This is a genomic window from Lysobacter sp. MMG2 (genome assembly GCF_016735495.2).
Lineage (GTDB): Bacteria > Pseudomonadota > Gammaproteobacteria > Xanthomonadales > Xanthomonadaceae > Lysobacter_J.
In genome coordinates, this window is sequence record NZ_JAERQY020000001.1 from 1675175 (window position 1) to 1696678 (window position 21504).

General features: G+C 67.8%; 20 protein-coding genes. 8 read left to right on the forward strand and 12 right to left on the reverse strand.

Annotated features, from left to right (window positions below; all coding sequences use genetic code 11):
• Window positions 1–36 precede the first annotated feature (36 nt).
• Window positions 37–951, forward strand: a complete 915-nt coding sequence (locus JI752_RS07650; protein WP_216961504.1) for an SDR family NAD(P)-dependent oxidoreductase — start codon at window positions 37–39, stop codon at window positions 949–951.
• A gap of 88 nt (window positions 952–1039) precedes the next feature.
• Here the strand turns inward: JI752_RS07650 and JI752_RS07655 are convergent, their stop codons facing one another.
• From JI752_RS07655 to JI752_RS07665, 3 genes are all read right to left on the reverse strand, one after another.
• Complete coding sequence (locus tag JI752_RS07655) at window positions 1040–3112, reverse strand: TonB-dependent receptor (protein ID WP_216961507.1); 2073 nt, start codon at window positions 3110–3112, stop codon at window positions 1040–1042.
• 72 nt (window positions 3113–3184) lie between these two features.
• Complete coding sequence (locus JI752_RS07660; protein ID WP_216961509.1) at window positions 3185–3586, reverse strand: DUF2946 family protein; 402 nt, start codon at window positions 3584–3586, stop codon at window positions 3185–3187.
• A gap of 90 nt (window positions 3587–3676) precedes the next feature.
• Window positions 3677–4618, reverse strand: a complete 942-nt coding sequence (locus JI752_RS07665) for a GlxA family transcriptional regulator (protein ID WP_216961512.1) — start codon at window positions 4616–4618, stop codon at window positions 3677–3679.
• A 115-nt stretch (window positions 4619–4733) separates the two neighbouring features.
• On the opposite strand from JI752_RS07665, the gene JI752_RS07670 reads away from it, so the two are divergent.
• The 3 genes from JI752_RS07670 (at window position 4734) to JI752_RS07680 (ending at window position 8200) form a co-directional block, all read left to right on the forward strand.
• Entirely contained in the window at window positions 4734–5540 is an 807-nt protein-coding gene (locus tag JI752_RS07670; RefSeq protein ID WP_216961515.1) for an SDR family oxidoreductase, read from the forward strand.
• 63 nt (window positions 5541–5603) lie between these two features.
• Complete coding sequence (locus JI752_RS07675) at window positions 5604–7175, forward strand: MFS transporter (RefSeq protein WP_216961518.1); 1572 nt, start codon at window positions 5604–5606, stop codon at window positions 7173–7175.
• Complete coding sequence (locus JI752_RS07680) at window positions 7172–8200, forward strand: HlyD family secretion protein (protein WP_216961521.1); 1029 nt, start codon at window positions 7172–7174, stop codon at window positions 8198–8200. Before JI752_RS07675 ends, JI752_RS07680 begins: the two co-directional genes overlap by 4 nt.
• A gap of 9 nt (window positions 8201–8209) precedes the next feature.
• Here JI752_RS07680 and JI752_RS07685 read toward each other — a convergent pair whose 3' ends face one another.
• Genes JI752_RS07685 through JI752_RS07695 form a run of 3 tightly spaced genes read right to left on the reverse strand, consistent with a single transcriptional unit; the run spans window position 8210 to window position 10790 of the window.
• Window positions 8210–9583: an aspartate aminotransferase family protein gene (locus JI752_RS07685; protein WP_216961523.1), complete on the reverse strand. Its 1374-nt coding sequence runs from the start codon at window positions 9581–9583 to the stop codon at window positions 8210–8212.
• A gap of 11 nt (window positions 9584–9594) precedes the next feature.
• A complete protein-coding gene (locus tag JI752_RS07690; RefSeq protein WP_216961526.1) occupies window positions 9595–10014 on the reverse strand; it encodes a VOC family protein in 420 nt (139 codons plus the stop codon).
• On the reverse strand, window positions 10011–10790 hold the full coding sequence (locus tag JI752_RS07695; protein WP_216961529.1) for an iron-containing redox enzyme family protein: 780 nt from the start codon (window positions 10788–10790) through the stop codon (window positions 10011–10013). Before JI752_RS07695 ends, JI752_RS07690 begins: the two co-directional genes overlap by 4 nt.
• A gap of 286 nt (window positions 10791–11076) precedes the next feature.
• Here JI752_RS07695 and JI752_RS07700 point away from each other — a divergent pair, with 286 nt between their 5' ends.
• Window positions 11077–11940 carry a hypothetical protein gene (locus JI752_RS07700; protein WP_216961533.1) on the forward strand — a complete coding sequence of 288 codons (864 nt, stop codon included), beginning with the start codon at window positions 11077–11079 and terminating at the stop codon, window positions 11938–11940.
• Window positions 11941–11979: 39 nt separating this feature from the next.
• Here JI752_RS07700 and JI752_RS07705 read toward each other — a convergent pair whose 3' ends face one another.
• The gene (locus JI752_RS07705; protein WP_216961536.1) at window positions 11980–14037 is read right to left on the reverse strand and encodes a M13 family metallopeptidase; all 2058 of its coding nucleotides are present in this window, start codon (window positions 14035–14037) and stop codon (window positions 11980–11982) included.
• A gap of 245 nt (window positions 14038–14282) precedes the next feature.
• Here JI752_RS07705 and JI752_RS07710 point away from each other — a divergent pair, with 245 nt between their 5' ends.
• Both JI752_RS07710 and JI752_RS07715 read left to right on the forward strand, forming a co-directional pair.
• Window positions 14283–14756: a MarR family winged helix-turn-helix transcriptional regulator gene (locus tag JI752_RS07710; RefSeq protein WP_216961539.1), complete on the forward strand. Its 474-nt coding sequence runs from the start codon at window positions 14283–14285 to the stop codon at window positions 14754–14756.
• Window positions 14757–14799: 43 nt separating this feature from the next.
• The gene (locus JI752_RS07715; RefSeq protein ID WP_216961542.1) at window positions 14800–15774 is read left to right on the forward strand and encodes a nitrilase-related carbon-nitrogen hydrolase; all 975 of its coding nucleotides are present in this window, start codon (window positions 14800–14802) and stop codon (window positions 15772–15774) included.
• A 45-nt stretch (window positions 15775–15819) separates the two neighbouring features.
• Here JI752_RS07715 and JI752_RS07720 read toward each other — a convergent pair whose 3' ends face one another.
• The 4 genes from JI752_RS07720 to JI752_RS07735 form a co-directional block, all read right to left on the reverse strand.
• Window positions 15820–17358 carry a M20/M25/M40 family metallo-hydrolase gene (locus tag JI752_RS07720; RefSeq protein WP_216961544.1) on the reverse strand — a complete coding sequence of 513 codons (1539 nt, stop codon included), beginning with the start codon at window positions 17356–17358 and terminating at the stop codon, window positions 15820–15822.
• A gap of 150 nt (window positions 17359–17508) precedes the next feature.
• Window positions 17509–17784 carry a hypothetical protein gene (locus JI752_RS07725; protein WP_216961547.1) on the reverse strand — a complete coding sequence of 92 codons (276 nt, stop codon included), beginning with the start codon at window positions 17782–17784 and terminating at the stop codon, window positions 17509–17511.
• A gap of 98 nt (window positions 17785–17882) precedes the next feature.
• Window positions 17883–18389, reverse strand: a complete 507-nt coding sequence (gene msrA / locus JI752_RS07730; protein WP_216961551.1) for a peptide-methionine (S)-S-oxide reductase MsrA — start codon at window positions 18387–18389, stop codon at window positions 17883–17885.
• A 67-nt stretch (window positions 18390–18456) separates the two neighbouring features.
• The gene (locus JI752_RS07735) at window positions 18457–18897 is read right to left on the reverse strand and encodes an Ohr family peroxiredoxin (RefSeq protein ID WP_216961552.1); all 441 of its coding nucleotides are present in this window, start codon (window positions 18895–18897) and stop codon (window positions 18457–18459) included.
• Between the two features lie 293 nt (window positions 18898–19190).
• Between JI752_RS07735 and JI752_RS07740 the strand changes: the two genes are divergently transcribed.
• The gene (locus tag JI752_RS07740) at window positions 19191–19643 is read left to right on the forward strand and encodes a MarR family transcriptional regulator (protein ID WP_216961556.1); all 453 of its coding nucleotides are present in this window, start codon (window positions 19191–19193) and stop codon (window positions 19641–19643) included.
• A gap of 229 nt (window positions 19644–19872) precedes the next feature.
• Here JI752_RS07740 and JI752_RS07745 read toward each other — a convergent pair whose 3' ends face one another.
• Window positions 19873–21402: an alpha/beta fold hydrolase gene (locus JI752_RS07745; protein WP_216961559.1), complete on the reverse strand. Its 1530-nt coding sequence runs from the start codon at window positions 21400–21402 to the stop codon at window positions 19873–19875.
• Between the last annotated feature and the right edge of the window lie 102 nt (window positions 21403–21504).

The window sequence follows — 21504 nt, forward strand, 5'->3', positions numbered from 1 at the left end:
GCCGCCGCCGCGCGGCGCCCGTTCGTGGAGAACCACATGAACACCGCAACCAAATCCGTCGTCCTCATCACCGGTGCCTCCAGCGGTTTCGGCCGCCTCGCCGCCGAAGCGCTCGCCCGCGCGGGCCACACCGTCTACGCCTCGATGCGCAACACCGCCACGCGCAATGCGCCGGTGGTCGAGCAGATGCAGGCGTTCTCACGCCAGTACGGCGCCGACCTGCGCACGGTCGAGATGGACGTGCAATCGCAGCCTTCCGTCGACGAAGCCGTCGCCCGCGTCATCGCCGACGCCGGCCATATCGACGTGGTGATCCACAACGCCGGCCACATGGCCTTCGGCCCCGCCGAGGCCTTCACGCCGGAACAGTACGCGCAGCTGTACGACATCAACGTGCTCAGCACGCAGCGCGTGAACCGCGCCGTCCTGCCGCACCTGCGCGGTCAGCGCGACGGCCTGCTGCTGTGGGTGTCCAGCAGCAGCGTTGCCGGCGGCACGCCGCCGTACCTGGCCCCGTACTTCGCGGCGAAGGCGGCGATGGATGCGATCGCCGTGCAGTACGCGCGCGAGCTGTCGCGCTGGGGCATCGAGACTTCGATCATCGTGCCCGGCGCGTTCACGCGCGGTACCAATCACTTCGCGCGCAGCGGGCAGCCGGACGATGCAGCGCGTGCGGCCGAGTACGACGACGGCCCGTACGCCGGATTCGGCGAGCAGGTGCGCGAGGCGTTCGCCGAGATCGTGCCGGAGGACGCGGACGTCGCGCTGGTGGCCGAGGCGATCGTCGCCATCGTCGATGCGCCGCGCGGCCGGAGGCCGTTCCGCGTGCACGTGGATCCCACGCAGGACGGCGCGGACGTGGGCTTCACGGTAACCGACCGGTTGCGTGCGGAGATGCTGCATCGCGTGGGCTTGTCGGATCTGCTGGCGGCGCGGATCGAGGCGCATTGAAAGCTCGGCCCTTTCCCGCTCCGCCCTCACCCCAACCCCTCTCCCGCAAAGCGGGAGAGGGGCTTTCTTTCTTCCTTCTACAACGCCCTTACTGCATCGCGAACTCCAGCCCCACGTACACCGAGCGCCCATCGCCCGGCAGGAAATTCGCCTGGTCCATGCCGCGCGCGTCGGCGACGACGTTCGTGCTGGAGATCCACTTCCGGTCCGCCAGGTTGCGTGCGTCCACGAACCACGACCAGCGCGATACGACGCGTCCGCCCACACGCACGCCCACCAGCGTGTAGCCCGGTGCGCGGAAGGTGTTGGCGTGGTCGATGTAGTAGTCCTGCGGCACCCACTCCAGATTCGGCGCGATGTACAGCGACTCGCCCGGCGACCAGCGCAACGACGCGCGCAACTGCTGAGGCGGGATGCCCGCCAGTGCGTTGTCGCCGTACACCGCGTCATGGTCGAAGCGGAAATCGTTCCACAAGTAGTTCGCCGACAGCCGCCATTGCTCGGCCAGGCGCCAGCCCAGGCCGAGTTCCAGCCCCTGATGGATCGTGCGATCGGCATTCACCGTGCCCAGCGGATTGCCGTTGCCGTCGGTCAGCGCCAGCAGTTCGCCGTCCACGCGCGCGCGGTACAGCGCTGCATCCAGCGACAAGCGCTCACGCTGCACGCGCACGCCGATCTCGGCCGTGGTCGCCTTCTGTTCGTCCACCTGCGTCACGCCGGGGCCGCCGGTGAGTTCGCCGAAACTCGGCGGTTCCAGGCTGCGGCTGACGTTGGCGAACAGCTGCGCCGTATCGTCGAACAGATAGCGCACGCCCAGCTTCGGACTGAAGCCGGAGTAGGCCACGTCGAAACTCTCGTCGCGTCCGCCGGTGATGAAGCCGTCGCGTGAGCGGCGCGTTGAGTGCAAGCCCTGCGCACCGACGGCGAACGTCCACTTCGCATCCAGCCAGGTCTGGTCCTCGACGTAGGCCTTGGCGTTGCTTGCGCGCTGGTCGAAGCGGTTGGTGCGCGCGCCTGCGTGCCCGGCGACGTTGACGAAGCGGTCGTCGTCGATGTCGCCGCGCACGTAGGTGATGCCGGCGATCAGCACGTTGCGATGGCCGGCGAGTTCGCCTTCCTGGCGCCAGCGCGCATCGATGCCGACGTCGCGGCTGTCCTGGTCTAGCACCTGGTAGATCGGATGGTGCAGAGACTTGTCGGACAACCACGTGGAGACCGTCAGCGTGCGGCCCAGCGACGGCGCCCAGCCCAATGTGCCGGCGATGCGGTCCAGCCGAAAATCGCGGCGCTGGTCGAGCGCGACGTTGCCCGGGTTGGCCACGCGCGGATCGGACTTGGCCTGCGCGAGGGTGAGGTTGCCGGGCAGTTCGGAGCGCGTGTCGACATGCGTGAGGTAGACGCGCGCATCGAGCGTGTCGCCGAAGCGATAGCCGGCATTGCCGAAGAGGCGGTAGTTCTCCTGCTGCGAGTGATCGCGGTAGCCGTCCTGCTGTAGTCCGGTGAGACTGAGGTAACCATCGGCGCGCAGCGAAGCACCGGCCAGCGCCAGCTGCTCGCGGCGATAGCCGAAGCTGCCCGCTTCCATGCGCGCGTCGAGCATGGGCGCGTCGAAACCGGTCGGCGAGACGAAGTTGATCGCGCCGCCCAGTGTCGCCGCGCCGTACTCCAGCGCGTTGGCGCCGCGATAAACCTCGATGTAGCGGGCCGCCAGCGGTTCGATCGCCTGCATGTCGAAGGCGCCGTCGGCGAGGTTCAGCGGTGCGCCGTCCTGCAGCACTTCCACGCCGCGCCCGTGGAAGGTGCGCTGCACGCCGGAGCCGCGGATCGACAATCGCGCCTCTTCCGCGCCGAAACGCGACTGCACGAACACGCCAGGCGCATACCCCAGCGCATCGGTGAGCGTGCTGACGCGGCCGTCGCGGTACGCGTCGGCATCGACCAGCGCGGTGGCGCCGGCGCGCTGATCCAGGCGTTCACGCGCCTGTTGCAGCGATTCGACGCTGGCGATCGAGGGGCGGGCGCCGTGCACTTGCACTGCATCCAGCGTGGTCGCGGGCGCAGGCTCGGGTTCGGCGAAGGCGGAGGCACAGGGAAGCAGGACCGCGGCGACGGCCACGGCCAGACGCGACGCATGCGGCGTCGCGGAGAAAGGAATAGGCATGGAAACTCCAAAAGCACGGGACGCGCGCGAACGACGTCGCGCACGCAACTCAGGGGATGAGGGACGTGACTTTCAGAGGGCGAGCGGCGGGCCGCGTGAGCCCAGGCCGCTGGGATGCAGGAACGCGCGCAGCGGCGATCTGCGCCACGGCGGCAACGCGCGATGCGTGGCCTGCGGCGCGACGAACAGCGTCCACACCAGCAGCAGGACCAGGCCGGCGAGCACCGGGCAGTACGCGCAGTCTTCGCCCGACATTCCGGATGGCTTGGGCGTGGGCGGATCCAGTGGATGGGCGTCGCCGGGTGCGATCTTCACCAGCTTCAGCCCCGCCATCGTGCACATCTGCGCCCACACGCCGCGCGAATCCGCCGACGAGCCCGACAGCACGCGCCCCACCGTCGGCAACGCAAACAGCAGCAGCATGGCGAACAGCGCCAGCAGCGTCATGCGTCGGTGGAAGGCGGGGGTGCGCACGGGGCGCATTGTAATGACGCGATCGTCGTCGGTCCTGACGTGGGTCAAGAGCACCCGCCTCGGCAAACCGCGCCGCGCCGTGCGGCGGAATCAGGCGCTGGCGAGCCGCGCCGTGCGCCGCAGGGCCTGCGGTGGTTGCCCGAACGCGCGCAGGAAGGCGCGGCGCATGCGTTCGGTGTCCGCGAATCCGGTTTCGGCGGCCACTTCGTCCATCGTGTGCCGGCTCTGTTCGATCATCACGCGCGCCGCCTCCACGCGCATGTGTTCGACCGCCTTGGCCGGCGACTGCCCGGTTTCCGCACGGAACGCGCGGCTGAACTGGCGCGGGCTGAGGTGCGCGGCGTCGGCGAGTTCCTCCACCGTCAGCGCCGCGCGCAGGTGGCTGCGTGCGTAGCTGAGTGCGCTCTGGATGCGGTCGGTCTTCGCATCCAGTTCAAGCAACGCGGAATGCTGCGATTGCCCGCCCGCGCGGCGATGGTAGACCACGAGTTTCTGCGCGACCGCGCGCGTGAGCTCGGCGCCGAAGTCCTTTTCGATCATGCCCAGCGCCAGGTCGACGCCGGCGCTCATGCCGGCCGAGGTCCACAGCGCGCCGTCGATGATGAAGATGCGATCGTCCTCGACGATGGCGTTCGGGAACTGCGCCTGCAACTGGCGCGCATGGAACCAGTGCGTGGTGACGCGATGCCCGTCGAGCAGTCCGGCTTCGCCCAGCAGAAAAGCACCCGTGCACACCGACGCGATGCGGCGCGTGGATTGCGCGGCGCGGCCGATCTGGCGGATCAGACCGGGACTGGTCGGTTCCGGATGCAGCAGGCCGGTGACGATCAGCGTGTCGAGCTTCTGCCGCGACAGCGTCCGCGACTCGATCGGCACGCCCAGCGAACTGGGCACGGCGCCGCCGTGCTCGGAGACGATGCGGATGCCGTACAGCGCCTCCTTCGCAGTCACGTTCGCCAGTTCGAAGGCCGACGCCGCGGCCATCCCCATGATCTGGAAACCGGGCGGCAGGGCGAATCCGATGGTGAGCATGGCAGCCTCCGGGGACATGTCCTGAAACGAGGTATATACGACATTTGAGACATGGGCAAGGCGGTCTAGATTTCAACCCGCACCCGGCATCCGCCGGACTTACCGGACCTCCCCCATGAACACCCGCATTCATCAAGGCACGGCGCTGATCACGGGCGCCTCTTCCGGCATCGGCGCCCTGTATGCCGACCGCCTGGCCCGCGCCGGCCATGACCTGATCCTGGTCGCCCGCCGCGCCGACAAGCTGCGCGAGCTGGCGCAGGAGCTGACCACGCGCACCGGCCGCTCGGTGGAAACCATCGCCGCCGACCTGACCCGCCCCGAAGACCTGGCGCGCGTGGAAGACGTGCTGCGCCGCGACGCCAGCATCACCGTGCTGGTGAACAACGCCGGTGTGGGCGCGACGGCGCCGCTGCTGCAATCCGACGTCGCCGCGATGGACCGCATGATCACCCTCAACGTGAACGTGCTTACGCGCCTGGCCTATGCGGCAGCGCCGGCCTTCGTCGCGCGCGGCACGGGCACGATCATCAACATCGCCTCGATCGTCGCGCTGGCACCGGAGCTGCTCAATGGCGTGTACGGCGGCAGCAAGGCGTTCGTGCTGGCGTTCTCGCAGTCCTTGCAGCACGAGCTGGCCGACAAGGGCGTGCGCGTGCAGGCCGTGCTGCCGGGCGCGACCGCCACCGATTTCTGGGACGTGGCCGGCACGCCAGTGACGCATCTGCCGCAGGAGATCGTAATGCCGGCCGACGCGATGGTCGACGCCGCACTGGCCGGGCTGGCGCAGGGCGAGACCGTGACGATCCCGGCCCTGCCCGACATCGCCGACTGGAACGCGTTCGAGCAGGCACGCAAGGCCATGGCCCCGGGGCTGTCGCGCTCGCGTCCGGCCGCGCGCTACGCCGTCGCCACTTCGTGATCCACGCCGATCGCCGGCGCGGCCGTACCGTGCCGGCGATCGCGCATCGCCTCTTCTCATGCCATGAACGCACAGGTCGCCACCGCCGTCTCCGTCGACGAAACGCGCTTTCCGCCCGCCGTGATGGTCGCGCTCGCGGGCTCGTTCCTCGCGAACATGACCGCGCAGTTCGCGTCGGCCAATCTCGCCGACATCCAGGGCGGCCTGGGTGCTTCCGCGGACGAAGCATCGTGGATCACGACGGTCTACACCGTCGCCAGCTTCGTCGGCATCGCCGTCTCACCCGTGCTGCTGCGAACGCTCGGCCTGCGTCGCTACTTCATCGTCAGCGCCGCGTGGTTCGCCGTGTGTGCCTGGCTGTGCGCGATGGCGACGTCGCTGCCTTCCCTGCTGGCGGTGCGCGCACTGCAGGGACTCGCGGGCGGCACGTTCGGGCCGATGGCCTTCGCCGCCGTATTCCTGCTGTGCAAGGGCACGCAACGACTGCAGGCGATCGCGCTGCTGTCCTTCGTACTGCTGGTGTCCGCGAACGCCGGCCCGGTCGTGTCCGGCCCGCTCGAAGCGATGCTCGGCTGGCGCGCCTTGTTTCTCGCGCAGTTCTGGGCGATGGCCTTGCTGGCGCTTGCCGCGCTGCGATGGATGCCCGTCGCGCCGGTGAATCGCGAGGGCCTGCGGACCCACTGGCCCGCGATCGCGCTGTTCGCGCTCGCATCGGGCGCGTTGATGCTGGTGCTGAGCCAGGGCGCGCGCCGGTTCTGGCTGGAAAGCCCGGTCATCGCGTGGTCGCTGGCGCTCGCCATCGGCGCGGCGGTGGGTTTCGCCGTGGTGCATCGCTTCTCGACGCTGCGCATCCTCGATGCCGCCAAGGTCGTCGAGCGCCGGTTCGGCCTCTCGCTGCTGCTGAACCTGCTGTTCCGCTCGACCTTCGCCGTCAGCGCCTATCTGATCCCGCTGCTTCTCGTGCAGACGCAGTCCGCGCGACCGCTGGATCTCTCGCAGACGCTGGCGTGGTCGCTGCTGCCGCAGATCGCGACGTTCCCGCTGGCATGGCGCCTGCTGCACCGCGTGGACAGCCGCGTGTTGATGGCGGCGGGCGTGACGTTGCTGGCCGGCGGCGTCGCGCTGGCGGGTTCCTCCACCTCGCTCGTCGCGGGCGAGCAGTTGCGCGCGAGCCTGGTGCTGATCGGCGTGGGGCAGATGCTGTTCGCGGTGCCGAACCTCGTCGTCGGCGCACTCACGCTCAAGCCGCAGGACGGGCCGACCGCGACGATCGCCTTCAATCTCACCACGCTGGGCGGCATGACGCTGGGCACTGGCTTGCTCTCGCATTTCACGATCGAACGCGAGAAGCAGCACTCCAGCGTGCTCGTCGAACACGCCTCGTGGCTCGCGCCGGATACGGCCGAGCGCCTGTCGCTGCAGGCGGCCCCGTGGTCCTCGCGCTTCACCGACGACCTGGCGGGCGCGGCATCGCTGGCGCAGCTCGGCGGTGCCGTGCGCCGCCAGGCGTGGGTGCTGGCAGCCAACGACGCGTTCGCGCTGATGGCCGCCGTCGCACTGCTCGGCCTGGTCGGCATCGTACTGCTCGGCCGCTGCCCGCCCCTCTCCCGATCCATTCCCGGAGCCGCTTCATGAAACTGCGAACTTCCACTCTCGCCGGTCTTGCGGCGGCCGCTCTCGCGACGGCCGCGGTCGGCACCACGCTTTCACCCGGCGGACTCGTGCAGGGCTGGGACCGGCATTACACCGACAACGCCTACGTGCGCGGTGACGTCACGCAGATCAGCCCCAAGGTCTCGGGCCACGTCACGCAGGTGTGGGTGCGCGACAACCAGCGCGTGAGGGCCGGTGAGGTGCTGTTCCGCATCGACGATCGCGATTTCCGCGCACGCGTCGAACAGGCGGAGGCCGCGGTCGCCGCACGCACGGCCGCGGTGGGCAATCTCGACGCCCAGTTGGAGTTGCAACGCGCGGTCGTGCGACAGGCGCAGGCCGCACTCAACGAATCCTCCACCGACGCCGCACGCGCCGCGCGCGATGCGGGACGCGCCCGCCAACTGGCCGGCGAGCGCTTGATCGCCGCATCGCAGTTCGATCAGCTGGTGTCCGCGGCGCAGGGTGCGTCGGCGCGCGTGGCCGAGATGCAGGCCAACCTGATGGCCGCGCGCCAGCGCATCGAAGTGCTCGAAAGCCAGCGTCCGCAGCTGCGCGCCGACATCGAAGCCGCGCGCGCCAACGTCGCGTTGGCGCGCATCGACCTGGACAGCACGGTCGTGCGCGCGCCGGTCGACGGCCGCGTGAGCGAACGCGCTGCGCGGCCGGGTCAGTACGTGAAGGCCGGCACGCCGCTGATCGGGTTGGTGCCGCCGGAACTGTGGGTGGTGGCGAACTTCAAGGAAACACAACTGGAAGGAATGCGCGTCGGCGCGGGCGTGGACGTGGCCATCGACGCAGTGCCGGGCGTGGAATTCCGTGGCCGCGTGGACAGCCTGTCGCCTGCAAGCGGCGCCCAGTTCGCGCTGCTGCCTCCGGACAACGCGACCGGCAACTTCACCCGCGTGGTGCAGCGCGTTCCCGTGCGGATCGCGCTGGTGGATGCACCGGCGCACCTGGTCGACCTGCGGCCGGGCATGTCGGCCACCGTCCGCGTGCGCGACTGAGCGCGACCGTTAACCGATGTAGTGGCGGTCGGCGACGTGCAGCGCTTCGTCGATGATCGCCAGGCCCGCGCGAAGGTCGGCCTCGTCGATGTTCAGCGGCGGCACGACGTGCAGGCGGTTGCCCATGACGAGCGGCCACAAGCCCAGGCGTTTGCATTCACCGGCGAATTCGGCCATCGGCGCATACGCCGCGCCCGACGCATTGAAGGGCACAAGCGCTTCGCGCGTGGCGCGGTCGCGCACCAGTTCCACCGCCCAGAAGGCACCGAGCCCGCGCACGTCGCCCACCGACGGGTGACGATCCTGCATCGCGCGCAGGGCCGGGCCGATGATCGTCTCGCCCAGCGCGCGGGCGCGCTCGATCAGGCTCTCTTCCCGGTAGATGCCGATGCATGCCACCGCGGCGGCGCACGCCAGCGGATGGCCGGCGTACGTCAGCCCGCCGGGATACGCGCGCTTGGCGAAGCTGGCGGCGATCGAATCGCGCAGGATCACGCCGCCCAGCGGCACGTAGCCGCAGTTCACACCCTTGGCGAACGTGATCAGGTCCGGCACCACGTTCCAGCGATCGATCGCGAACCACTCGCCGCAGCGGCCGAAGCCCGACATCACTTCGTCGGCGATCATCACGATGCCGTGTTCGTCGCACAGATCGCGCACGCCTTGCAGGTAGCCGTCAGGTGGCACGAGGATGCCGTTCCCGCCCACGACGCTTTCGAGCAGGATCGCGGCGATGGTCTGCGGCCCTTCGACCTGGATCGTGTTGGCCAGATGGGCGAGCGCGCGTTCGCCTTCCTCTCGCGCGTCCGAGGCGTGGAACGCAGAACGGTACGGATACGGGCCCCAGAATCGCGCAAAGCCCGGCGCGCCCGGTTCGGAGGGCCAGCGCCGCGGATCGCCCGACGCCGTGAGCGCAGCGGCCGTCGCGCCGTGGTAGCTACGATATGCGGTGAGCACCTTGTGCCGCCCGGTGTGCAGGCGTGCCATGCGGACGGCGTTCTCCACGGCCTCCGCGCCGCCGTTGGTGAAGAACACACGGTTGAGATCAGCGGGCGCCGCTTCTGCGATCAGCCGCGCGGCTTCGCTGGTCGCGGGGTTGGCGTGGTACGGCGCGATCGTGCACAAGGTCTGCGCCTGCGCCTGGATGGCCGCGACCAGCCTGGGATGCTGGTGGCCGACGTTGACGTTGACGAGCTGGCTGGAGAAATCGAGCCAGCGTCGTCCGGTCTCGTCCCAGAAGTACGCGCCCTGCGCACCGGCGACCATGGTGGGCGCGGGCATCTCGATGGCCGACCAGGAGTGCAGCACATGCGCGCCATCGTCGCGCCGCGCGGCCGACACCGCGAACGCATCACCGTCGGCGGGGATACGGGCCTCACGCATGGTGGCTTCCTCTAAGGGATGAAGGTCTGCTCGGGATCGTCGAACGACTTGAACTCTAGCGCATTGCCCGACGGATCGAAGAGAAACATTGTCACGTGCTGACCGGGCTTTCCCTTGAGGCGCAGATGCGGTTCTTCCTGGAAATCGACGCCGGCGTCCCTCAGGCGTATGGCCAGTGTCTCCCACTGCTCGCGATCGAGGTTCATGCCGAAGTGCGGCACCGGCACGGCCTCGCCGTCGAAGCGACTCTCGTGCAGCGCGCCAGCGTCGGGCGCGATGTGCGCGACCAGATGATGGCCGAAGAAATCGAAGTCCTGGTACATCACGTCGGTGCGCCCTTGCGGGCAGCCGATCACCTCGCCATAGAATCGGCGCGCTTCATCCAGATCGCGCACCGGGAAGGCCAGGTGGAACTGGGTGATGCGGCTCACGAGGCGGCCCTCTGCGGCGGAACGCAGGCGTCGAAGATGTTCTGCCAGAACTGGTTCCAGGCGGTGATGCTGCGCTCGTAACCCTGCGCGAGATCGGGAAGCGCGCCGGGCTCGTCCTGGATGTAGCGGTCGATCGCCGCACGCGTGAGCTCGCCGTGGACGATGTCCTCCTCGCCGGTGTGGATCGTCCAGAACTCCCAGTCGATGCGGTCGGCGTTGTCGCGCATGTACGGATGCTCGCGCAGATGCTCGAACATCACCGACAGGTAGGTCTGACACAGGCATTCGCCGCCCATGCCGCGCAGGCCCACGCCGAAGGCGGGATCGCGACGCCATAATTCATCGGTAAGGGTGCCGAGGATCTCGCGGTTCGCGCTCAGGCCGCGCTCCAGGCGTTGTGGCGCCACGCCGATGCTGGCGAGGAAGCGGTCGTAGATCTCCGGATGCGCACGTGCCGCGTCGCCTTCGCCGAGTTCTTCCGACAGGATCTGGCTCAGCAGGCTGCGCAAACCGCCGAACGGAAGCTTGGCGAGCAGCAGCGCGAGGTCGCTGATGTATTCGATGGTGAAGAATCGATACTGCGTGCAGAACTCGCGCAGCGCTTCCACGGGAAGGTGCTCAAGCGCCTTCATCTTCTGCGCCGCCAACGCTTCGGTCGCCTCCTTGGCCGCGTCGGCGAACTGCCAGAACGTGCGTCTGTCCCATTCGCCCGCATGCATCGCGACGGCGGAGAACGAAGGAGCGACGCGAGGGTTCAGGCTTCTTTCCAATGACATGCATCCGGTCCTGTTGAGGCCGACATGCGACGACAATGCATGCGGCGTGAGAGGGACGAACCACGAAATTCGGCTGGAGCATACTCTGCGGGAACGATGGCAAAGTTCACTCTCCCTTGACCATGAAGTCTCGTTTCTCCCGGAATTTCAGCCACTTCGCTGACGCTCATCACGTTTGCGAAGACGCGCTTCACGCCTGTGCGTATTCATGTTGTCGCGAGAACAGCGACGATTCATCTTCCTTTACGGACGACGTGCGAGGCTCGCATCAAGGATCGCCGCGCATGTGCGATCGCCGCTGGAGAACGTTCGCTCGATGCAGGCCACGCATCCCATCGGCGACGCAGGTGTGAACCTGCTGTGGACCGGAGGATGGGATTCCACGTTTCGACTGCTCCAGCTGCTGCTGGTGCATCGCGTGCCGATCGTTCCCTACTATCTGGAAGATCCAACGCGGGCGTCGACCGGTGTCGAGCTAGAGACGATGGCGCGCATCGCTGCGGTCCTGCACGAGACATACCCGCATACGCGCGATCTGTTGCATCCGTTGCGCCGGGCCGCGGTGACCGACATCGTCGTGGAGGCGGACATCGCCGAGGCCCTGCACGATATCCGCAGGCGCTCCTTCATCGGCAGCCAGTACGCGTGGCTCCCGGCGTTCTGCAGGCACCATGGCCTGACCGGCATGGAGCTGGGCGTGCATGTGGACGACAAAGTGCAGGCGCTGGTGCGCGCATTCGCGGTGGAGTTCGACCATCCTGCCGGCTTCTGCAGCGTTCGCGTCGATCCGGCGCGCGCGGATTCGGTCGAGTACACGCTGTTCGGCTGCTTCAGCTTTCCGCTGTTCCGCGTCGACAAGCGGGAGATCGAACGTCAGGCGCGCGCCGGTGGATGGACCGGAATCATGGAAATGACGTGGTTCTGCCACACGCCGGTGCGCGGCCGGCCCTGCGGCATATGCGCGCCGTGCGTGTACACGATCGAGGAGGGACTGGCGCGTCGCGTGCCGTGGCCGCGACGCGTGCTGTCGTTCTTCTACCGGCGGCTTGCGCTGCCGCTGAAGGCACCCGCGCGACGACTTCGCGCAACGCTGCGCAGTGCCCGCGCACGACGGAGCCGCCCACCCACGCCGGGGTTCGGCGGCACCTGAAGCGCGACGCGACGGACTACGCCGCGCCGCGCGGCTGCATCACCAGATGCGAACGCGCTGCTCCGGCGGCAGGTAGAGCGCATCGCCCGGCTTCACGTCGAAGGCCTGGTACCACGGATCGAAGTTGCGCACGGGGCCGTTCGCGCGGTACATGCCGGGCGAATGCGGGTTGGTCTTGACCTGGTTCAGCAGCGCTTCGTCGCGGTACTTGCCCTTCCAGATCTGGCCGAACGCGAGGAAGAAGCGCTGGTCGCCGGTGAGGCCGTCGATCACCGACGCGGGCTTGCCGTGCAGGCTGAGGCGGTACGCGGTGTAGGCCATCGAAATGCCGCCGAGGTCGCCGATGTTCTCGCCCATCGTCAGCGCACCATTCACGCACTGGCCCTGCAGCGGGCAGTAGCTGTCGTACTGCGCGCCCAGCGCCTTGGTGCGCTCGTCGAAGCGGGCGCGGTCGGCGTCGGTCCACCAGTTGCGCTGCACGCCATCGGCATCGGACTTGCTGCCCTGGTCGTCGAAGCCGTGGCCCATTTCATGGCCGATCACCGCGCCGATGCCGCCGTAGTTCACGGCCGGGTCGGCGTTCACGTCGAAGAACGGCGGCTGCAGGATCGCTGCGGGGAAGACGATCTCATTGAAGGTGGAGTTGTAGTACGCGTTGACCGTCTGCGGCGTCATGCGCCACTCGTCGCGATCGGTCTTCTGGCCGACGCGACGGTTCTCGTCGGCGCGGTCGAAGCGGCGCATCGCGATCACGTTGGCAACCAGATCGCCCGGCACGATGCTGACGCTGGAGTAGTCGGTCCACTTCTCCGGATAGCCGATCTTCGGGCGGAACGTGGACAGCTTGCGGTAGGCCTCGGCCTTGGTGGCCTCGCCCATCCAGTCCAGGTTCTGGATGTTCTGGCGCAGCGCGGCGCGCAGGTTCTCGACCAACTGGTCCATCGCGGCCTTGGATTCGGGCTGGAAGTAGCGCGCGACATACAGCTCGCCCACTGCATCGCCGAGACCGTCCTTCGCGCCGACCATCGCCACCGCACGCTTCCAATCGTCCTTCTGCGCCTTCTGTCCGGCCAGCACCTTGCCGTTGAACTGGAACGAAGCGTCGTCGATCGCGCGGCTGAGCAGTTCGGCGTTGCCGTCGATGGCGTGGAACGTTAGGTAGTCGCGCCAGACCGGCAGCGGCGTGGCGGCGATCACGTCGAGCACCGGCTGCACGGCATCAGGCGTGACGACATTGACGCGGTCGGGCTGCGGCATTTCCTGCGCCTTCAGGTGCGCCGCCCAGTCGTAGGACGGGAACTGCTGCTGCAGCTGCGCGAAGGTGGAAACGTTGTAGGTCTTGTCGCGGTCGCGGCGCTTGGCGCGCTCCCACTGCGGCTTGGCCAGCGCGGTTTCCAGTGCGAGCACTTTCTCCGCGCGCGCCTTGCCGTCCTTGACGCCGGCGAAGCCGAGCATGCGCTGGATGTGTTCGAGGTAAGCGCTGCGGATGGTGACGAAGCGCGCGTCCGGATTGACGTAGTAATCCTTGTCCGGCAGGCCCAGGCCGCCAACATTGAGACTGACCAGATGCTGGTCGGGGTTCTTGCGGTCCAGATCCACGCCCAGGCGGATGGGCGAGGCGCTCGCGTCGAGGTCGCTGTTGGCGAACGCGGCGATGAGCTCGGCCTTCGAATCGATCGCAGCGATGCGCTTGAGCACCGGCGTCAGCGGGGCGATGCCCGCGGCGTCGCGTGAGGTGCGATCCATGTAGCTGGCGTAGTAGTCGCGCACCTTCTGGCCGTTGCTGCCCGGCGCGAGATCGTTGCGCTTGCGCAGGTCTTCGATCAGGCCGTGCACCTGCTCCTCGGCGCGGTCGCGCAGCTGGTTGAAGGAGCCGTAGGAGGTCTCGTAATCCTTGAGCTCGTACGTCTTCAGCCAGGTTCCACTGACATAACTGTTGAAGTCGTCACCGGGCTTCACCGTGAGGTCGCGCGCGCTCAGGTCGACGCCGAAATCGCCGAGCTGGGCTTTGCCCGCCGGACTGCCCGCGGCAAGGGAAGCGGTGGAGGCCAGGCCCAGCGCGATGGCGAGGCTCAGGCTCAGATGCGAAGACTTCATGGAGAGGTTCCGGCTGACAGGAAGGTCCCGAGGCTAGCGGCCACGCGGCGGGCGGTCGAGTGGCATTCGTCCGTGCAGGCACGGACGGGCCGGAGCTCGCGCGCGATGGACCGCTTCGGCAAAGCCTGCGGCGCACGCCCCGGGAGCGCCCTTCCCCGCCATTCAGGCGCGTTCGGCTTGCCGTTCGTCGGTCGGTGCCACCCTCGGCGTTGACACCATGGTGCATATACACCATAGTCCGACCCATGAAGACGAAGCCCAACCCTAAAGCCGAAGCACTGGCCGGCCTGGTCAATGAAGTCACCGGCGGTTGCCTGATGACGCGCACGCGCCGCATCTCGCGCGTCATCACCAACCTGTTCGATCAGGAGTTGCGGCCCTTCGGCTTGAATGCCTCGCAGTTCTCGCTGCTGGTGCTCATCGCGCGCATGGACGGCGCCAGCCGCGCCGAGATCGGTCGCGCCAACCATCAGGAACGCTCCACTTCCACCCGCAACCTGCAGCTCGTGCTCGATCAGGGCTGGGCCGACGAGCTCGTCCCCGACAAGGGACGCAGCCGCCCCATCGTGATCTCCCCGGCCGGACGCGAGCTTCTGGCCCAGGCCATGCCCGCATGGCGTGCCGCGCAGGCCAAGGCCAAGCGTCTTCTGGGCCAGCACGGTGCCGCCGCCATCGTGGATCTCGCCTCCGGCCTGCCAGCGGAAACGCTGGCCGGCTGATCCGCTCTCAATGTTGCATATACACCACACAGGAAGCAACCCCATGTCGATCGTCAAAGCCGCCGCCGTCCAGATCAGTCCCGTGCTCTACAGCCGCGCGGGCACTGTCGAGAAGGTCGTCAACAAGATCCGCGAACTGGGCCGCCTCGGCGTGCAGTTCGCGACCTTCCCCGAGACCATCATTCCTTACTACCCGTATTTTTCCTTCGTGCAGTCGCCGTTTCAGATGGGCAAGGAACACCAGCGCCTGCTGGAGCAGTCAGTCACCGTGCCTTCGGCCGATACCGATGCGATCGCCGCCGCTGCACGCGAGGCGAAGATGGTCGTGTCCATCGGCGTGAACGAGCGCGACGGCCACACGATCTACAACACCCAGCTGTTGTTCGATGCCGACGGCACGATCGTGCAGCGCCGTCGCAAGATGACGCCGACGTACCACGAGCGCATGGTGTGGGGCCAGGGCGATGCTTCGGAGCTGCGCGCGGTGGACACCGCGGTCGGCCGCATCGGTCAGCTTGCATGCTGGGAGCACTATCTTCCGCTGGCGCGCTACGCGCTGATCGCCGATGGCGAGCAGATCCACTCGGCGATGTACCCGGGATCGTTCGCCGGGCCGCTGTTCGCGGAGCAGACCGAGATCAACATCCGCCAGCACGCGCTGGAATCGGCGGCCTTCGTCGTCAATGCCACGGCATGGCTCAATCCGGAGCAGCAGGCGCAGATCGTCCGGGACACCGGCGCGCCCATCGGGCCCATCTCCGGCGGCTCCTTCACCGCGATCGTCGATCCGGAAGGCCGACTGATGGGCGAGCCGCTCACCTCGGGCGAAGGCCACGTGATCGCCGATCTGGATTTCTCCCTGATCAGCGCGCGCAAACGACTCATGGACGCGCGTGGGCATTACAGCCGGCCGGAGCTGCTCAGCCTCATGATCGATCGCACGCCGGCCTCGCATGTGCACGACCGCAGCGTGCGCACCGACAATGGCAATGAGGGCAGGACGATCGAACTGCTGTGAACGCGATGCGCGCGGCCGCAGCCGCGCGCATCGGACTGCGATCGGCTACTTTGCCGCCGCCGCGCTTCCGGTCGAGCTCCCCAGCTCGTACAGGTAGTCCACGTAGGACATCACCGCGCCGTCGAAGCCCTGCACTTTCGGATTGCTGGACTCGATGAGGAAGAACTCGTCCGGCGCATGTGCGCCGCCGCCGTGCCCCAGGCCGAAATGGCCCGCCGGAAGCGACAGCGGCGGCTGCGTGAACACGAAGCCCGGATACGAACCCGCCAGGCGCGGCCACATCAGCGGCTCCACACCGTTGCGTCGCAGCACGGCGACCTGCGCCTGGATCAGGCGCGAGTCGGCGTCGGTCGAAGTCGGGTCGTAGCCGCCGCTGACGTTCACCGCGATGTCGCCGTAGCCGCGCTTGGCCAGATGCGCCTTCAGCGCTGCGACGGCGCCGTCTCGCGTCATCGGCGGGACCAGGCGCATGTCGATCTTCGCCACCGCGCGATGCGGCAGCACGGTCTTGCCGCCCACGCCCGTGTAGCCGCCGACCAGGCCCTGGATGTTGACCGTCGGCTGCGAGACGAGGCGCTCGTTCGCCTTCTCCCACGACAGATCGTCGATCCAGTGCGGCACGCCCAGAGATTTGCGCGCCGTAGCCTCATCGCGTGCGCCGGTCGAGCGGGCGATCATCGCGCGGTCTTGCGCGCTCAGCGGTGCGGGCTTGGGGAAACCGTCGATCGTCACGGTGTTGCCGTCTTCCGAGACCAGCGTGTCCAGCGCCTTCACCAGCCGCCAGGCCGGACTGTCCACCATCGCCTTCAGCGAGGAATGCACATCCTTCGACGGCCCGCGCCCCCAGGCCTTGCCGTCGGCCACCAGCTCCAGTTCGACCACGCCCTTGGCGCCGAGGTTGACGGTCACCGCGCCGGCGGGATCCTGCAACCCCATCGGCATGAACACGCCGATGCTTTTCTTCAGTGCGGCCTGGATGTCGGGACGCAGGACCAGCTTGCCGATGTTGGGCGAGCCGATCTCCTCCTCGCCCTCGGCCACGAGCACGAGGTTGACGGGCATCGTCTGCTTCGCATCACGGATCGCGTGCAGTGCCGTCAGGAAGGCCATCTCGGGCCCCTTCTGGTTGGTCGCGCCGCGACCGACGACGGCCTTGCCCAGCCCGGGCTTGTCGATCAGTCGCGCTTCGAGCGGCGGCGAGGTCCATTCGGCCGGGTCGTACTGCTTCACGTCGTACATGTAATACACGCCGACGGTAGTCGGCGCGCCGGCGTCGAGCGTGGCGAACACGCCCGGCTTGCCGCCGGTGTCGACGACCTCGACATGCTGGAAGCCCGCTTCGCGCGCAAGCCGGGCCATGTACTCGGCCCCTTGTGCGGGGTTGCGGTCCTCGGCGGCGATGGACGGCAGCGCGATCCACTCCTGCAGCGCCTTCACCGCCGTGCCATGGCGTTGGGCCACCTGGGCCTTGATCGCATCGCGATCCGGCGGAGCCGCGTGCGCGGTCATCGCCATGCACGCGGCGAGCGTGGCCAATCCAAGTGCGCGCACGCGCGCACGACGTCCCAAACCCGTTGCTGCCATGCATCGCTCCCAGCGGTGGTCGTGGGGCGAGTCTAGCCGAGCCGGCCGGAGCGCCGGCGTGCCCGCGCTCACGTCGTCGCGGGCGATCGCAGGATGGCCTGGCGCGCACCCGTCACGCGTACGGATGCGTATGCGAAAACGCGGCGGCGATTACAGCGCGCAGCCGTCCGCGTTACCGAACGATGCCAGCGTCTGGCCATGCACTTCGACAAGGCGGTCCAGGCGGATCGTTTCGCCGGAGTCCATCGACAGGAACTCCTCGCCTTGGCGGGCGTAAACGTCGGTGATCACGCCATCGCCGCGCCGCATCGTGCCCGCATCATCGAGATACGCGACGCGGGTGAGCCGGCGCGCGGTGGCGAGGTCTTCCAGCAGGTCATGAAACTCGCAGTTGATCGGTCGATAGGACTGGTAGGTGGCGTTCATGGCAATCACCGGGCGATGGCATGCCGCCGGCGTAGGCCGGCGCGCATGCGATTTGGAGGGGCGTGCCGCGCGATCTGGCACGCGTGTGCGGGTGGTGGTCAGCCGCGCTGCGGCAGCGTCCAGTCCGGGCGGATGAAATGGCAGGTGTAGCCTTCCGGATACCGCTCCAGGTAGTCCTGATGCTCCGGCTCGGCTTCCCAGAAGGGGCCCGCGGGGGCGACTTCCGTGACGACCTTGCCCGGCCACAGGCCGGATGCGTCCACGTCGGCGATGGTGTCCAGCGCGATGCGCTTCTGCTCGTCGTCCTGGTAGAAGATCGCCGAGCGGTAGCTGGTCCCGATGTCGTTGCCCTGCCGGTTTCGCGTGGTCGGATCGTGGATCTGGAAGAAGAACTCCAGGATCCTGCGGTAGCTGATCGTGGCCGGATCGAAGGTGATCTCGATCGCCTCGGCGTGGGTGCCGTGGTTGCGGTAGGTGGCATTGAGGACATCACCGCCGCTGTAGCCCACGCGCGTGGCGACGATGCCCGGGATGCGGCGCAGCAGATCCTGCATGCCCCAGAAGCAGCCACCGGCGAGCAATGCGGTTTGGGTGTGGGCGGTCATGGGGTTTCCTCTGGTCTCTTCCTGGAAGGTGGCCGGCTGGCGCATGGCCAGCCGGCCACGGGTGCAGTTACGAAGTGGTGACGTTCACGGCCACATCAATATTGCCGTGGACCGCCTTGGAGTACGGGCAGATCTGATGCGCCGCGTGGGCGATCTTCTCGGCTACGTCCTGGGCCACGCCCGGCATGCGCACATCGAAACGGGCGGCCAGCTGCCAGGCCGCGCCGGACTGGCCGAGGACGACCTCGATGTCCACCGAGAGGTCGGCCGGCAAGCTCACGCGCTTCTGCGCGGCCACCAGCCCTACCGCCGTGATGTAGCAGGCCGACCACGCGCCGGCGAACAACTGCTCGGCCGTCGGGTGCGGCGCGACGTCGGTGAAGGCCAGCGCCTGGCCGTCGACAGCGGTGAGTTCCAGGTTCACGCTGCCATGGTCGGCAGCGGACGGCGGCGGGTTGACGGTGGTGTGCGTCTTGCCGGTGAAGAGGATTTTGTCGATGGCGTTCATGAGCGTGTACCGTGTCTGGCGGGGGAGGTTGTTTTACATCGCATGCGATTGAATCGTTTGCGATGGCGCGCACTCTAGACGCGCCCCTGGCGATTGCCAAGGGTCGCGGCAGGGATGGTTCAAGCTTCATTCATCGCTTGCGCTTAGATCGCACGCGATTTATTACGATATGCTCCCTGACTGGGCTTGAGCGGGCATCGCAGGCTGAACCGGGCACTATTGACCGGATTCACATCGCTCCCGATTCCATCGCAAGCGATATAATCATCCGGTCAGCCGCTCCGGAGCCCTCCATGAAATCGAAAGCCGATGCGCCCGACCGCAAACTGTCGGACTTCCTGTGCTTTGCGGTCTATTCGGCCAACCTCGCCTTCGGCAAGGTGTACCGGCCGGTCCTCGACGAACTGAGCCTGACCTACACCCAGTACGTCACCCTCGTCGCGCTGTGGGAAGAGGATGACCTGACCGTCAGCCGCCTCGGCGAGAAGCTCTTCCTGGAATCCAACACGCTTACGCCCATCCTCAAGAAGCTCGAAGGCATGGGCTATGTGGAGCGTGCGCGCGATCCGGCGGACGAGCGTCAGGTCCGTGTGCGCGTGACCCGGAACGGTCGCCGCCTGCGCGAGCGCGCCGTGATCGATCTGGGCGATGCCTGCGGCCTGAGCACCAAGGATTTCGCCAGATTGCAGAAGGAGATCGTCACGCTGCGCAACAGCCTCCTCGACGCGGTGGACCGCACGGAGTAAGGCCCGCCGCTCTCGCCCATCGCAATCGTTGCGGTGGGTCGGAGCGACTGCGCACCTCTGTCACTCATACGTTCTACGCCGCGCGATCCCTCGCCGCAACCGCCATTCGTCGGTGTGTTGCGCGCCTCGCGCAAGGCGGATTCGACCGCATTGCATCGCGTGATGCAGCGATGCCGCGAAGTCGTGATGACGCTGCATGCATCGCACGCGCGCACGCTCCCAGCCCGCTTCAGCCCTTCGGCAGCTTCGCGGCAATGCGCGCGAGCATGTACGAATGGAACGGGTTGAAGCCAAGCCTGACCAGGCTGTCCTGCGAGACCATCAACGCATTGCGCTCGCCGCGTACCGCGATGGCGCCCAGCTGCAGGCCACCGCGCCCCGACGGTATGTTTCCGTAGAGGGGATCGTCCTGCGGGAATGGCAATGCGACGTGTGAGAGCGAGTACACGTCGGCGGGATAGCGCATGCCGATGGGTTCGGCGACGATCGCCTCCGCGGTGGCCGGACGCGAGCGCGCCAGAACGTTCGCATCGCTGTCGGAGGTGGCGCCGACGATGGTCACCGCGTACCGGCGCGGCGACTGCAGTACATCGCGTGACCAGTCGCTGGCGGCGCTGCGCAGGATCGGCGCGATCACGCGGCTGCGATTCACGTCGAACAGCACCAGCTCGCTGCCATTGGACGGCAGCGCTTCGAACAGCCGCGTCATCACGGCGCGCGCCGATACGGTGTCGTCCACGACGGACTGGAAGGCGAGGATCGGCGGAAGCTGGTTCATCCGCTGCTTCGCGGCAACCTGCGTGAGCGTCGCCTGGAGATCGGAAGTGACCAGGTAGGATTCACGCGCCGCACGCACCGGGAACGAGTTGTACTTGAATGCGTTGAACTCGGGCATCAGGTCCAACCACGCCGACTTGGCCCAGCGACCGAACAGCGCCGGCAGCCCCGCCAGCCCGGCATAGCGCGCGAAGCGGTTCACCTCGATCATCGGCGAGAGCAGCACGATGCGCTGCACGCCGGCCGATTCTCCGCGTTCCAGCCGCCTCAGCACGTGCGTGAGCGCCAGTGCACCTCCGTTGGAGTACCCGACCAGATGGACCGGCAGCTTCCCCGCCGTGCGCCGCTGCGCTTCGCCCATCGCCATGTCTACGGCCGCGTACCACTCCTTGCGGCCCTCGCGCGTCAACCCGGCGGGCACGGTGCCGTGCCCCGGCATGCGCGGCACGAGGGCGACGAAGCCGTGCTCGCGGTACAGCTCGGCCAGGCTGAGCATGCTGTACGGCGAGTCCGTGAGGCCGTGCAGCAGCACGGCGACGCCGCGTGGCGCCCCACGGGGTTCCAGTACGAACGAGCGGTTCCAGTCGCGCTCGAAGCGCAATGGCGACACGATGCTCGCGTCGTAGTAGCGGTTGAGCGGCGTGCGGTCGCCCGGCTCCATCTTCTTTTCGAGCTTGCCGTGCAATTTCGCGTACATCGCGTCTTCCGCACGGACGTAGGCTCGCCAGTCGCCGTGGGCGACGGTGTCGGCGCTGGGCTCCTCCGGCACGATCGTCTGCCATGGACGCAACGGCGGTCCCTGCGTCGACAGATACGCGCGCACGCACACCAGCACGAGCAGCACAAACGCGATGAACCAGACGGCCTTGCGCAGCAGCGTCCACAGGCCGCTGAAGGATTGCCGCACGAGGCTGCGCAGCGGGCGATGGGGCCCGGGTCGCCCCTCGTCGCCGTGCGCTTCGTCTTCCGGCGTGATTGCCATGCACAGCCCCCGCTCCGACGGATGCGCAGGCATGGTGCACGCGACCGGCGGCCGGTATCAACTTCGAAGGTGCGCCCTGCCCTTCTTGTCGCAGGCCGGGCC